This window comes from Paenibacillus sp. F4, from assembly GCF_002894905.1.
GTDB lineage: Bacteria > Bacillota > Bacilli > Paenibacillales > Paenibacillaceae > Paenibacillus > Paenibacillus polymyxa_B.
In genome coordinates, this window is record NZ_POVS01000009.1 from 318,628 (window position 1) to 332,173 (window position 13,546).

Genomic DNA, 13,546 nt, shown 5'->3' on the forward strand with positions numbered 1-13,546 from the left:
CACTTCAACCAAATGTTATCGGATGCTGCTTTAAGTTGCAGCTTAGGCAACACTTTCTTTGACCGAGTCTCCCTGCTTGCGCACAGGCTTCATACGTGATATAAGTTTTTTCCCCCAACGGATGCCAGGCTGTTCAATCCACGAGTAGGTAAACCAGGATAGTCCGATGGTGAATAGCAACGTCATGATAAACATAAGTGTGAGGCTGACTAGGGGAGCAAAAGGTATTTTAACCTGTACGATTAGTCCCAGAACCAGCATATGCGTCAAATACATGCTGTAGCTAAGGCGGCCGATCCATGACCACACCCGATTAAGCAGCCAGATCGGCTGCCAGTGATACAAAGCATACGCTCCCAGCAGCAACCCGATACCTATGAGATAATCGGTCATGCCTCCAAAAAATGCAAATAGCACAGAAACAAGCAGCAACCCCCCACTGACCCGGTCTATACTTTTCCAATGCCGCTCGTCTTTCCAAATGTAAAACAACAATATACCTAGCCCAAAGACAGGCAATTGATTCGGAAACCATAAATACAGATAGTGACCCCATAAAGAGTGATTACTAATCCATGGATATTGAGCAAATACCGTATTTAGCCCGAAGCTTACCAGAAGCGCCATCACAACAAACCAGGTCGCATGGCGGACTGATCGGATCAGCTTAAATAATAGGGGGATAAACAGATAAAACATACATTCCACCGCAATGGACCATTCCACACCAATAATGCTGTTGATCCAGTACGGATTCAGACCATTCAAAAACAGGACATGAGCAGTGATATTGGCGGCAGTGACTCCCTCCTGATCTCCAAGCCAAAATCGTGGACCTGTCCCGTTCACAACCAAATAGATTCCTAACATTACGTAATACAAAGGAGCAATCCGAAAAAAACGACGCAACAGGTAAGCTGAAATTCTTTCCCTCTTGTCACCCGAACGTCTGCTCAAGGACAGAAATAGTGTAAAAGCGCTGGCCATATAAAATAAAGCGACTCCTTTAGCACCTATACTCAAGCCTTTTTGCAACCATCCGTTTAATCCGTCTACATGCTGGCTGACATGCACAAGTAAAACTCCAATAATAGCCAGCGCCCTCAGCGTATCTACAAATTGCAGCTTGTCATCTTGCATTTTCCCCGTGGCTTCGGGCATCGTATCCCTCCATAACAGTCTTTAATGATACATTTCGTATCTATAATACACAAAATGTATCACCAAAGTAAATATCTCCGTTATGTAAAAAAACACCCTCCGACCGCAAAGAAATGCGGCCAAAAGATGTTCATTTTGGTCATGCTATAGTCAGCTGTACCCTACAATTGGCAGTGACTTTATTTGTTTAAATGAAAAGGAACAGTCGTTACGATCACGTCTTTGTAATTAATCAAATAAGCTCTCATCAGTAAGCTGGTCTGATTGTGTAGAATATTTTCCCACCAGTGCTTGGTGATGAATTGTGGAATGAGGACAGTGATATGGTCCTCGTCTGCTTTTTTCCACTCTACTGTATCGATGAACTTGCGGAGCGGATTAATGATGCTGCGATAACGGGATCTCAGCACTACTAAACGTATGCCCACGTCCCACTCTTCCCACTTCTGTTCCATTTTTTGAATCGCCTCATCATCCACACCCACATATACGGCAACCACATTATCCGACAAGGTTTTGGCATAGCTGATCGTATTCATAACGACTCGCGTAATACCTGCCACCGGAATAATAATCGTATTGCCTTTCACCATAGGTTTATCCTTGGTAATATCAATGCGCAGTTGTTCAGCCGTATTTTTGTAATGCCTGTTGATCTTCATAAAGAAATACAGAACCAAAGGCAGAAAGATAAAGACTACCCACACCTGGCTAAACTTAGTAAAGATAAAGATGAGCGTAATCGACAGCGTGGTCAGCATCCCAACCGTATTAATAGCAAGTTTGACGATCCAGCCTGGCGGTTTGAGCTTGATCCAGCGAATCATCATGCCAAGCTGCGAGAGCGTGAACGGAATAAATACCCCTACGGCATAAAGCGGGATTAGATTTTCTGTGTTGCCACCAAATACGATGACCAGCAATGCCGAGAAGATACTCAGAAACAAGATACCATTAGAGTATCCGAGCCGATCTCCACGAACCATGAACATGTGCGGCATGTATTTGTCCTTGGCGAGCATAAAAGCAAGCAATGGAAAGGCCGAATAGGCTGTATTCGCCGCCAAAAACAAGATGAGCGCCGTTACGCCCTGAATGATGTAATACATCACACCGCGTCCGAAAGTGGCGTTCGCAATTTGCGAAATGACCGTTTCGTGCGGATTAGGACGAACACCGTACCAATAAGCCAGCAAACTAATTCCGATAAACATACACCCGAGAATCAAACCCATCATCATTAGTGTAGTTGCTGCATTTTTGGCAGCAGGCTTGCGGAAGTTCGGAATGGCATTCGAGACAGCTTCTACCCCAGTTAACGCCGAGCAACCCGAGCTGAACGCCTTCAGTAACAGGAACAGGCTGACGTTGGATACTGTAGCTCCAAATTGCGGTGCTGCAGCATGAGCTCCCCCTGCCACGTAATGAATGATACCGCTAATAATCAAAACAAAAATGGCAACAACAAATAAGTAAATCGGTACAGCCAGCACCGAGGCAGATTCTGTCACTCCGCGCAAGTTCATAATAGTTAAAAAGATAATCATAATCAGCGCAATGGCGATCCGATGATCATGTAACGACGGGAAAGCCGATGTAATGGCATCAGTACCTGCTGATGAGCTAACTGCTACCGTCAGAATATAATCGACCAGCAAAGAACCGCCTGCAATCAGACTCGGACTCTTTCCCAAATTGTCCTGTGCAACAATGTACGCTCCTCCGCCACCAGGATAGGAAAATATGGTCTGTCTATAGGACAGGATCAGAATGATCAGCAATCCCAATACCGCAATGGATATAGGAATGGAATACCATAGGGCAGCGAAGCCGGCTGTAATTAAAACCAGCAGAATTTGCTCCGTTCCGTAAGCTACAGAGGACAAGGCATCTGAGGACAGAATGGCCAGTGCCTTGAGCTTATTCAGTTTCTCATCTTCAAGGGCCGTCGACTTTCGCGGACGACCGATTAATAATCTTTTGACTTTACTCAGCATTTCGTTGACTCCTTCTTTGGATGAGGGTTTTGCAAAAGAACTATGGATCTTATGTTTATTATGTCACCTGCACACCAGATTGATGAAACAAATGAACTATTATTTTATACTCCCTCATCCTGAAAAAAACAATAAGGAATGCTCCCTAAAATGAGCATTCCCGAGTAAGAAAGAGTATTTCGATAAAATACCCTTATGTATACAGTAATTTGAACCTTTCAGGCGTAATTCCTTCAGCTCGGCGAAAAGTTGCCACAAAATGACTGGCATCTCGGAATCCTACTCGCTCCGAAATCTCCTTTACTGTTAATTGCGGATATTCCGTCATCATTTCCTTGGCCTTCCGCAGCCGAATTACAATCAGATAAGCATAAGAAGTCACACCAAACGCTTGCTTAAATAATGTATTTAAATGACGGGAGCTGACATTCATCATAACTGCCATATCACCTAGGCCCACATCTGGACTGGCATAATTTTGCTCCATAAAGGCCAGTACAGGGGTTAAACGTTCCACATTATGGGATAGGGAAGGCATCGAGCTATGTTGTCCATGTTTACGTAGTAGAGTCAGAAAACGATACATATTGGCAGAAGCATCTAATCCAGACAAATCACGTTCACTAACCATGGAATGGAGCATCGTTTCCCCAAAGCTGTGCAGCTCGCTATCCGGGTCCCAATGATACCCACGCGTATGCTTCAATCCCAGTGCAGTCAATACAGCAGCGGCGATGGGGCCGTCAAATGTAATGTATAACGTTCGCCATACCTTGGTCGCCCGTCTGTATGCATGGGATTCCCCGGGCAGCAGCAGAACCCCGGACTGCTCTCCCAGACGGAAGCTCCCCCCTTTAAATGTAAACATCCCTTCACCAGACACCGTCTGAATCCAGTGAAAGCACGGATAACCCTCTGGACGGGACACATCCTCCTGCCTGCTGTTAAATCCGATACTTTCAATAAAAAGGGGTAAAGAGTGCTCACGCGTAGTCAGGAAAAATCTTAAATGATGGGGAGTTAAAATCATAAAAAGCACCTCCGGCGTATGCGGGTATGTATTTCACATGTAGATCCATATTGTTATATACACGTTCATTTTATTATATTTAAAAGCAGTTATTTGTATTATAAGATAGGATTATTCTTATATACAGAGGTGATTGGCATGATAAGCAGCAAACTTCCTAAAGTATTTTACGGTGGAGATTATAATCCTGAGCAGTGGGATGAGGCCACGCATCAGGAAGATTTACGGATGTTCAGGCAGGCAGGGATTGATATCGCAACGGTCAACGTATTCTCATGGGCCAAAATTCAATCCGACGAAATCACATATCATTTTGAATGGCTGGATCAATTGATTGACAGTCTTTATGAAAGCGATATCTTCATTTGTTTAGCTACTAGCACGGCAGCGCATCCAGCCTGGATGGCTACGCGTTATCCCGACATTCTGCGGGTCGATGCTGACGGGCGTAAGCGGAAATTCGGTGGACGCCACAACTCCTGTCCGAACAGTCCAACGTATCGAAAATACGCGGAGCAGATGGCTGATCGACTTGCAGAACGATACAAAAACCATCCCGCGATCCTCGTATGGCACGTGTCCAATGAGTACGGCGGAGATTGCTATTGTGATAACTGCGCAGCCGCATTTCGGGTGTGGCTCAAACAAAAATACGGATCATTGGAAGAGCTAAACCGGGTGTGGAATACTTCCTTCTGGGGTCACACCTTCTATGATTGGGATGAAATTGTACCGCCAAATAATCTGAGCGAGCATTGGGGAGAAAATCACTCGACCTTTCAGGGCATATCTCTCGATTATGCGCGCTTCAATTCAGACAGTATGCTGGATTGCTACCTACTGGAATATAACGCGATTAAAAAACATGTTCCCGATGCCGTGGTAACGACCAATCTGATGGGCTTTTTCAAACAACTGGACTATTTTAAATGGGCTAAGCACATGGATATTGTATCTTGGGATAGTTATCCTGCAGCCAATACCCCGCCGAGCTATACGGCCATGGCGCACGATCTGATGCGCGGCTTGAAGGATGGGCAACCCTTTATGCTGATGGAGCAAACACCGAGCCAGCAGAACTGGCAGGCGTATAATTCGCTTAAACGGCCTGGCGTTATGCGGTTATGGAGTTATCAGGCAGTCGCGCATGGCGCGGACACGGTCATGTTCTTCCAGCTTCGCCGCTCGATCGGCGCTTGTGAGAAATTCCACGGGGCCGTCATTGAGCATGCCGGGCATGAGAACACACGTGTATTTCGCGAGGTGGCACAGCTTGGCAGTGAGCTTGGCGCATTAGGCAACACGCTACTTGACGCGACCGTTAATGCCAAAGTAGCCATTTTATTCGATTGGGACAATTGGTGGGCTTTGGAAAAATCAAGCGGCCCTTCTGTCGCCTTGAAATATATGGATCACGTACACAAGTATTATGCTCCCCTCTTCCGGCGGAATGTACAGGTAGACCTGATTTCTGTTGATACAGATTTCCAGAAATATGATCTCATTATCGCGCCTGTACTCTACATGGTCAAGCCGGGTACCGCCGAGAAGCTGGAACAATTCACAGAGCATGGCGGCACCTTCGTAACGACCTTTTTCAGTGGCATTGTAAATGAAAACGATCTGGTCACAACCGGAGGATATCCTGGTAAACTGCGTAACTTGCTCGGGATCTGGGTGGAAGAAATTGACGCGCTTCTGCCAGAATCACACAATCGCATTATATTGAAAGAAAAGGTGGGCGTATTACAAGGTGAATATAAATGCGGTCTGCTCTGCGACTTGTTGCATAGAGAAGGCGCGGAGGTGCTGGCCGAATACGGCGATGATTTCTATCAGGGCATGCCAGTGCTGACACGTAATCGTTTCGGTCAAGGTGAGGCATGGTACGTTGCTTCAGATCCTGAAGAGACTTTCCTTGATGGCCTACTGGGCTACATTTGTGAGCAAAAAGGGATTCCATCCCTGCTGCGCGCTCCTGCGGGTGTAGAAGCCACGGTACGGACCAAAGATGGAAAATCATATCTATTCGTTCTGAATCATAACGCCCAGATGCAGCAATATCATCTGGATGATCAGAAAGGGAATGAGCTGATCAGCGGTAAATACCTGGAAGGAGATATTTCTATTGAAGGCTACGGCTTTCAAGTACTGGAGCTATCATAATCACTCAGATTTGACTCATGCAGTTCAGTTTGCTGCATGAGTCAAATCTAGGTATCAAAGGAGTTCATCATGAAACGACTGCTATGGATCGGCAGCTTGTCTTATTTTTTAATCGGCCTGGCACACGTGGTTGTAGGCTCCCTACTGCCTGTGTTGTTAGAGCATTACGGTAGAAACTATACGGACGGCGGAAGCCTAATCTTCGCTCAATTTTCCGGTTTTCTGGCTGGAGTCCTGCTGTCGCCGTGGCTTGCCCGGAGTTTCGGCAAACGCCGAAGTCTGGTATTCGCCCTGCTCCTGCTGTGCGCGGCTGAAGTGCTGTACTCATTGCTGCCACCTTGGGGTTGGCTATATGCCGTCGGGGCAGCAGCCGGGTTTGGCTTCGGCATGGTAGAAACACTCATTGGCACTATTATTATCAGCGGTATTACTCAAGGAACGGGCGCGGCGATGAGCCGTCTGGAAGTCTTTTTTGGGATCGGCGCTTTGGCTATGCCCGCTATCGCCAGCCAGCTCATTGCTCTCGGTTGGTGGCGATTGGCCTTTCCCATCATTTCCATGTTTGCAGCCGTGACCGTCATAGCTTGGCTGCGTGGGTCCTTCGGCACGCTTGACGCTGTATTAGACCAACAGGAACACCGAGGTGACAACTATGCGCGTTCCACTAACTCACCCAAATCCCCCACGGTGGAGGCTTCTAAAGGTAGCCCTATAGGCAATTGGAAGTTACTTGCACTATTTATCGTCTTTTTCTTTATCTATGTAGGAACAGAGATGAGCCTGGCTAATTTCCTGCCCTCCATGTTCATCGAACGTTTGGGTCTCACACAAGCGGAGGCAGCACTTAGTGTCACCTGCTTCTGGTTAGCAATGGCTACCGGCCGGTTATTCACAGGCTACATTGCCGATCGATACGGCTACGGTGTCTTTGTCGCCCTGAGCTCGCTGGCAGCGACCGTGCTGCTGTGCGTGTTCCCGCTGATCAAAGGCACTGCCGGCGCCTTTATCCTTATTGTACTGCTGGGGCTGGGCATGTCCGGCATCTTCTCCATCGCACTTGTTTTTGCCAGCAAAATGATGCCAGGCACCGAAGAATCCACCACCAGCCTGCTTATAGGCGCAGGTGGAGTTGGAGGAGCTCTGCTGCCTTTATGGCTCGGAAATAGCATGGATCGTGGGGGAGCAGTCTCATCGGCGTGGTTGCTGGCAGGCTTCGCCTGCATCCTGTGTCTGCTTGGGGGCATCTTATACGCCCTATATGTGCGCAAAAAGCGGCTTCAAACCGCTTCATCATGATGTACACCTCTACTGGCGCCTTTGTCTGTTCCTTGGTTGTCATCCAAGTGCACATTCAAAGGTGCTTTTTTACATACTAGACGAATGCACCTTGTACAGCAGCCTGTTTTTAGTCAAAATAGATCGTTTACTATGAATCACAGGACAGATATCCATGCCTCCTCTAGATGAATGGAGTAGTATACAACAAACCATATGGAGGTGTTTGTATTGGCTCATCCTGAATTAAAACGAAAAAAAGGCCGTAAAAAAAATGTTTTTGTCCGTGCCTGGTTTGATAAGTTAGAAAAAAAGTTTGAGGAGAAGCCCCCAAAGAGAAAAGGCCGCTCGAAACGGAAAGGGGTTGGAAAAGATATCATCGTCAAAAAGCAACTTGTAAGTGTGAATATTAATCATGGCGCTTTAGGGCCTGAAGGGGATTCTGGAACCATAGGTGATTTAGCGCAGTTCGGTTATATTTATAATGTGAAGCCCCAAGATGTTCCGATTGAAGGGGATGTCATTTTCGATACGAACGGTATACTTACACCTGGAATTGCTCATGTTCCAGGAACTACACAGATTGCTGTATCCGATGCTGGAAAATATGAAGTTCACTTTTCGGTGTCCGGTGTGGAACCTAACCAATTCGCCATCTTTATTAATGGCGCACTGGCTGTGGGAACTGTATACGGCTCAGGAGCCGGGACACAACAGAACACAGGGCAAGCCATCCTCGCTCTGGCATGCGGTGACGTCCTTACTCTGCGAAACCATAGCTCTACTACTGCTGTTACCCTGCAAACACAAGCCGGAGGAACTCAAGCCAGCATAAACGCTTCTGTCCTCATTAGAAAATTGAGATAGGCTTGAACTCCCGCAAAGCCCCAGTGTACTAAAAAAGGGTTTATCCATACAGCGAGGATAAACCCTGAATATTTTTAAAAGGCCATAATGATCCCTTTGTCATTGGCGTACATTGAACTAATCCCTCTGGTGGACACAATATGAATATCTTTAAATTGATAGCGTTTCTTCAGCGCATTCATTAATTTTTCCGCCAGCCCAGGATTATTGCAGTGAGTAATGACGATGCTTTCTCCTTCGGTAGCCCGGCCACTTTTTTCAATAGTATCTGCCAGCTTTTCGATAATTTGATTCTGGCCGCGTGCTTGAGTAAAAAATGCGATATTCCCGTCACCATCCGAGCCTAAAATAGGCCTGATATGCAAGAGTGAAAGTATCTTTCCAGTGATTTTATTCATTCGTCCGTTCTTAACCAAATTATCCAGATTTTCTAAAACAAAGTACGTTTTCATCTTGCTGATAAAGCTCTCCAAGGTAGAAATAATTTCGCTTTTATGATATCCCTCGTCAATCAACTTGCGTAGTTTTAGAGCCAACAAGAGCTGCCCAGCCGAAGCGCTTTTCGAATCAAATACATGAACATCCGCCCCTTCTTCTTCCGCCATATCTTTTCCTACCAATGCACTGGAATACGAACTGGACAGGTTGCTGGATAATGTAATGGCAAAAGAAGTATGTGCACCTTGAAAGGCTTCCTTATACAGCATTGGGGACGGTGATGCGGATCCAATTTTGGTTGTACAGGCTTTCATTTCTTCCATAAACTGAGGCAAGTCCAATGTGTCATCATCTACGAAGCATTTATCTCCCAGCGTCATATTTAACGGAATCGTAGTAACTTGCATCTCTTCTCTAAGCTCTCTCGTTAAATCACAGCAGCTGTCTGCTATTATTTTATATCTCACCCGGTACACCCTCACATTATGTTATTTTTCAATAGAACCCGCATTCATAATACTCAAAGAAAGCTCAATTAACCGTATAAAATCCTTCACATTCTTCTCACCCAAACCTACTACAAGCGCTTCAAAATAACCTTCAATTCTCTCTTGCTTCTGTTTGATCAAGGATTCACCATTTACTGTGAGCCTTACACACATTCGTCGTCTGTCATGCTCAGACATTTCCATAGTCACATAGCCTTTTTTTCTTAATCCCGTAAGCGCTGCCGTAATTCTTGATCTGGATACATGCAGATGATCGCTGAGCAAGGAAGGATTAATTTCATCATCCCGGTGCTGAACTAAATATTGAAGCACATGGTTTTCCCCCTGAACAAGCTCTGTCAGGCTACTGAATAATTCCATGTCATAAATCCGGTTAACGGATTCTCTCAATTCGTCCCTTAGTTCATAATCTTTCATAGTGAACCTCCGCAAAACACATAATACATACAGTTAACTATTAATACTATGTACTATAATGAATTGCCCACGATAATAACAATGAAATATTTGTGAATTTTAATACAAGGGTTAATGAGCTCAGCGTCGAATAAGAAAAAATAAGCTTGATCACCTCTTGCCTGTTTACGATAAAGGAGTTGTTACATAAGATGAAACAGCTTACTATTCGCCGATCCCACAATTCGGATGTTGAAAGCATTGCTAATTTACGGGCGATTGTACTGCGGAACGATTTAACCAGATTAGGAAGGTTTGATGAAGAGAAAGTTCGTCAACGCTTTCGTGATGCATTCGATTCTGTCCATACCTGGATCATTGAGGAAGACTCTTTTTTTGTGGGCTGCATAGCTTTTAAACCGAAATTAGACGGTTATTTATTGGAGCATTTTTATATTCATCCCAGTTACCAAGGTAAAGGGGTCGGCAGTCAAATATTAAAAAATCTGCTAGAACAAAATCATGTAAAAGGAAAACATGTAACTTTAAATGTTCTGCAAGGAAGCTCAGCCAGACGTCTTTATGAACGGTTTGGTTTTAAAATTGAACGTGAGGACCCTATTGACGTTTACATGTACTTAATCATAGAGGGACATTCCAAAACCGTCGAAAGATCATAGAGTCATGCTTCAACACACCCTTGAATGTCCAGTTATATCTGCCCCAAGATGCTATTACGACTTCAAAAGATCTATGAACCGGGATGTTGGAAAAATATAAGCATTTACAAGAAAAGGCCAACCACTAAATACGGGTTGACCTCATCATTTAAAGAATGTCTTACGCTTCTAAAAGAATATGAACTAACTTTACAGCACCGTTTTAACCGTGTCTTGGACTTGTTTCAGCAGTCCTTTATAGCCATCTTCATCAAGGTAGCCGATACTTCCAAGCAGCAAGTGACCGACGGATTCAATTCCAACGAAATCAAAAATTCCCGTATCTGATGTGATCTTCAATCCTGCGGTTATACCGATTTCATCGTAGATCGCGTTGGGAGTACCATGTGTATTCACGATAAAACCTTTTTTACCTGTAAGCAGCTTATTAATCCCTTCTACACCAGCCGTATATGCAAAGCCGTATGAAAATACACGGTCAACGTAACCTTTCAGGATAGCCGGAAGACCTGTCCACCAGATGGGAGAAATAAAAGTAATCGTATCCGATTGTGAGATGTATTCCTGCTCGACTTTGATATCAGACGGGGTTTGCCCTGCTCTCATAGCGGCAGTATCCTCAGGTTTTAATACAGGTTGAAAATCAAGGGCATATAGATCGCGTACAACGACTTCGTCACCTTTTTCTTTCAAGGTATTTACAACCGTTTCGAGTATCGCGTGATTAAAGCTTTCTGCGTTAGAGTGAGCATAGATAATAAGATGTTTCATTTAATAACCTCCAGATGTTTTATTTTTATTTTGATATTAATATAGATATCTATACATTTACTTAAAAAAATTTATAATCTGTTTTTTACATGCTCCAGCAGATATTCCAGTTGTTCTTTTTCTTCATCTTTGAGACCACCATAGATGGTTTCTTGTAATCTATTGGAGATCATCTCAAATACAGGCTCTATCTTTCTCCCCTTATCAGTCAGAAATATCAGGGTAACTCGACTATCCTCCCTTTCTTTTTTTCTTTCGACATACCCCAACTTCACTAGCTTGTCGATCAAAACAGTGACAGTGGGTTGCTGACGAGAAATTTTTTGCGTCAATTCCTTAATGGAAAGCCCGTCCTTTTGATAAAGGAACATTAGGATTCCGCCATGAGTAGGAACAATCCCTTCAATTCCATTCGATTCGAGCTCAGACACAATCAATTTATTGATCGAGTCTCTAATGGTTCCTATCAGTGCAGCTGCATTATTTTTTAACATACAAGCATTATTACATAGACATCTATATATATCAAGTGTTGGTTTCAGTCTGATCTGGTTTTAGCATATGAATGATTCAAAGAACTAGGATTAAGTTTGATATAATGAAATCTAAAATTGATAGGAGCTTGTTAAATGGAGCAGCTTTTAAAGAAAATTCAATATTTGAGTACCCAAGAAAAGAAAACTTTAGAGCAAATGGTTCTTAAATTGTCCGAAGAAGTAGGAGAAACTTCTCAAGCCATGCTCTCCTATGTGAATGCAAGCGGAAGCGAATATAAGCAGTTGAGTATATCTGATGTCAAAGAAGAATGTGCAGACGTGATTCTGGTTGCCCTTTCCTTATTTTATAAGTTAAGCAGCAATGAAGAAGAACTCCAGGAGTTCTTGAATAAAAAAGTGAACAAATGGGAATCTGTGATGACTTAATCTAAAATGGTTCATGGTGGACTACTATTGCAGACGCATAAAAAAGCCAAAACACCAAAGTTCCTTACCTGACTTTGAGTATTTTGGCTTACAGTGTTTATTTATGAAATGAAGAGGTGTTCAAAGTATGATATGTTTTAGTTGAGCGTTTGAAGTACCTCAGGTGTAAAGGTTTGAAGATCATGAATTCGGCCTTCACGTATTTTCGTAGCCCATGCAGGATCGCTCAGAAGCGCACGCCCAACAGCTACCAGATCAAATTCATTGTTGTCCAGCCGTTCCAGAAGTTCATTAATATCTTGGTGTCCTGCCCCTTTCCCTTCCGTATAACTTACAAAATCCTCATCCAGACCTACAGAGCCAACCGTAATCGTAGTTTTTCCAGTCAGCTTCTTCACCCATCCGGCAAAGCTCAAATCGGAGCCTTCAAATTCAGGTACCCAAAAGCGACGTGTCGAGCAATGGAAGATGTCCACGCCCGCTTGTACCAACACATTCAGGAATTGCCCCAGTTTATCCGGTGTATCGAACGGTTTTGCGTTGTAATCATTCATTTTCCATTGGGATAGGCGCATGGCAATAGGGTAGTCAGGGCCAACCTCAGCACGAATAGCTTCCACAAGCTCAATGGCGAATTGAGCACGTTTTATGATATCTCCACCATAGCGATCTGTACGTTGGTTCGTTCTCTCCCAAAAGAATTGATCAACCAGATAGCCGTGTGCTCCGTGAATTTCAACACCGTCAAAACCTAGTCGTTTTGCATTCGCAGCTGCATCGACATAGGCGCCAATGACCTTGGCGATTTCTTCTTCTGTCATCGGCTCGGTCACTTTATTGCCTTCCAGATCCAGCCCCGATGGACCAATCGATAGCACTTCGGGATTCGGCTGAGATCCCAAAGGACGAGCCATCCCCATATGCCAAAGCTGTGGAAAAATTTTACTGCCTGCTTTATGAACCTGTCTGACCACTTCAGCCCAACCGTTTAAAGCCGCTTCCCCATAAAAATTAGGTATCCTCGGCTCACTTGTTCCAGCCGGATGGTCAATCACTGCACCTTCAGTAATAATAAGACCTACATCATTCTCTGCGCGACGGCGATAATAAGCGGCTACATCCGGTCCTGGCACACCATTTGGTGAAAAAGCACGGCCCATTGCCGGCATTACAATACGAGTCTGTAAGGTCAGATTATGAATGGTATAAGGTTGAAATAAAGCTTCTGTTGAATGGACATTTTGCGGTTGATTACTCAAGGATTGTACCTCCTCATTTTCTTTTATCGTTTTAAAGGATTATATATAAGGCTCATGCATCATCAAACGGGGTG

General features: G+C 44.4%; 13 protein-coding genes. 5 read left to right on the forward strand and 8 right to left on the reverse strand.

Annotated elements, in window-relative coordinates:
• Positions 1-42: 42 nt before the first annotated feature.
• The 3 genes from C1T21_RS08450 to C1T21_RS08460 all read right to left on the reverse strand — a co-directional run bounded on the left by C1T21_RS08450 (position 43) and on the right by C1T21_RS08460 (position 4,188).
• Positions 43-1,161, reverse strand: coding sequence for an acyltransferase family protein (locus C1T21_RS08450; RefSeq protein WP_103047907.1), 1,119 nt, complete (start codon positions 1,159-1,161; stop codon positions 43-45).
• Positions 1,162-1,340: 179 nt separating this feature from the next.
• Positions 1,341-3,158: an APC family permease gene (locus tag C1T21_RS08455; protein ID WP_103047908.1), complete on the reverse strand. Its 1,818-nt coding sequence runs from the start codon at positions 3,156-3,158 to the stop codon at positions 1,341-1,343.
• A 193-nt stretch (positions 3,159-3,351) separates the two neighbouring features.
• Positions 3,352-4,188, reverse strand: a complete 837-nt coding sequence (locus tag C1T21_RS08460) for an AraC family transcriptional regulator (protein ID WP_069291699.1) — start codon at positions 4,186-4,188, stop codon at positions 3,352-3,354.
• Positions 4,189-4,326: 138 nt separating this feature from the next.
• On the opposite strand from C1T21_RS08460, the gene C1T21_RS08465 reads away from it, so the two are divergent.
• From C1T21_RS08465 to C1T21_RS08475, 3 genes are all read left to right on the forward strand, one after another.
• A complete protein-coding gene (locus C1T21_RS08465; RefSeq protein WP_103047909.1) occupies positions 4,327-6,354 on the forward strand; it encodes a beta-galactosidase in 2,028 nt (675 codons plus the stop codon).
• Positions 6,355-6,423: 69 nt separating this feature from the next.
• A complete protein-coding gene (locus C1T21_RS08470; RefSeq protein ID WP_103047910.1) occupies positions 6,424-7,650 on the forward strand; it encodes an MFS transporter in 1,227 nt (408 codons plus the stop codon).
• 210 nt (positions 7,651-7,860) lie between these two features.
• On the forward strand, positions 7,861-8,496 hold the full coding sequence (locus C1T21_RS08475; RefSeq protein ID WP_103047911.1) for a hypothetical protein: 636 nt from the start codon (positions 7,861-7,863) through the stop codon (positions 8,494-8,496).
• A gap of 74 nt (positions 8,497-8,570) precedes the next feature.
• Here the strand turns inward: C1T21_RS08475 and C1T21_RS08480 are convergent, their stop codons facing one another.
• On the reverse strand, positions 8,571-9,401 hold the full coding sequence (locus C1T21_RS08480; RefSeq protein ID WP_103047912.1) for a DegV family protein: 831 nt from the start codon (positions 9,399-9,401) through the stop codon (positions 8,571-8,573).
• Positions 9,402-9,422: 21 nt separating this feature from the next.
• A complete protein-coding gene (locus C1T21_RS08485; RefSeq protein WP_103047913.1) occupies positions 9,423-9,860 on the reverse strand; it encodes a MarR family winged helix-turn-helix transcriptional regulator in 438 nt (145 codons plus the stop codon).
• A gap of 191 nt (positions 9,861-10,051) precedes the next feature.
• On the opposite strand from C1T21_RS08485, the gene C1T21_RS08490 reads away from it, so the two are divergent.
• A complete protein-coding gene (locus C1T21_RS08490) occupies positions 10,052-10,519 on the forward strand; it encodes a GNAT family N-acetyltransferase (protein ID WP_103047914.1) in 468 nt (155 codons plus the stop codon).
• Between the two features lie 189 nt (positions 10,520-10,708).
• Here the strand turns inward: C1T21_RS08490 and C1T21_RS08495 are convergent, their stop codons facing one another.
• Both C1T21_RS08495 and C1T21_RS08500 read right to left on the reverse strand, forming a co-directional pair.
• On the reverse strand, positions 10,709-11,290 hold the full coding sequence (locus C1T21_RS08495) for an NAD(P)H-dependent oxidoreductase (RefSeq protein WP_103047915.1): 582 nt from the start codon (positions 11,288-11,290) through the stop codon (positions 10,709-10,711).
• Positions 11,291-11,361: 71 nt separating this feature from the next.
• Entirely contained in the window at positions 11,362-11,784 is a 423-nt protein-coding gene (locus C1T21_RS08500) for a MarR family winged helix-turn-helix transcriptional regulator (RefSeq protein WP_103047916.1), read from the reverse strand.
• 135 nt (positions 11,785-11,919) lie between these two features.
• On the opposite strand from C1T21_RS08500, the gene C1T21_RS08505 reads away from it, so the two are divergent.
• A complete protein-coding gene (locus C1T21_RS08505) occupies positions 11,920-12,213 on the forward strand; it encodes a MazG-like family protein (RefSeq protein ID WP_103047917.1) in 294 nt (97 codons plus the stop codon).
• 137 nt (positions 12,214-12,350) lie between these two features.
• Here the strand turns inward: C1T21_RS08505 and C1T21_RS08510 are convergent, their stop codons facing one another.
• On the reverse strand, positions 12,351-13,472 hold the full coding sequence (locus C1T21_RS08510) for an NADH:flavin oxidoreductase (protein WP_103047918.1): 1,122 nt from the start codon (positions 13,470-13,472) through the stop codon (positions 12,351-12,353).
• Between the last annotated feature and the right edge of the window lie 74 nt (positions 13,473-13,546).

Excerpts from the sequence above, each read along its gene's own strand:
- C1T21_RS08465 (WP_103047909.1), top strand. The coding sequence starts at position 4,327 with ATGATAAGCAGCAAACTTCCTAAAGTATTTTACGGTGGAGATTATAAT.
- C1T21_RS08505 (WP_103047917.1), top strand. The coding sequence starts at position 11,920 with ATGGAGCAGCTTTTAAAGAAAATTCAATATTTGAGTACCCAAGAAAAG.
- C1T21_RS08500 (WP_103047916.1), bottom strand. The coding sequence starts at position 11,784 with ATGTTAAAAAATAATGCAGCTGCACTGATAGGAACCATTAGAGACTCG.
- C1T21_RS08470 (WP_103047910.1), top strand. The coding sequence starts at position 6,424 with ATGAAACGACTGCTATGGATCGGCAGCTTGTCTTATTTTTTAATCGGC.
- C1T21_RS08450 (WP_103047907.1), bottom strand. The coding sequence starts at position 1,161 with ATGCCCGAAGCCACGGGGAAAATGCAAGATGACAAGCTGCAATTTGTA.
- C1T21_RS08495 (WP_103047915.1), bottom strand. The coding sequence starts at position 11,290 with ATGAAACATCTTATTATCTATGCTCACTCTAACGCAGAAAGCTTTAAT.
- C1T21_RS08485 (WP_103047913.1), bottom strand. The coding sequence starts at position 9,860 with ATGAAAGATTATGAACTAAGGGACGAATTGAGAGAATCCGTTAACCGG.
- C1T21_RS08490 (WP_103047914.1), top strand. The coding sequence starts at position 10,052 with ATGAAACAGCTTACTATTCGCCGATCCCACAATTCGGATGTTGAAAGC.
- C1T21_RS08460 (WP_069291699.1), bottom strand. The coding sequence starts at position 4,188 with ATGATTTTAACTCCCCATCATTTAAGATTTTTCCTGACTACGCGTGAG.
- C1T21_RS08455 (WP_103047908.1), bottom strand. The coding sequence starts at position 3,158 with ATGCTGAGTAAAGTCAAAAGATTATTAATCGGTCGTCCGCGAAAGTCG.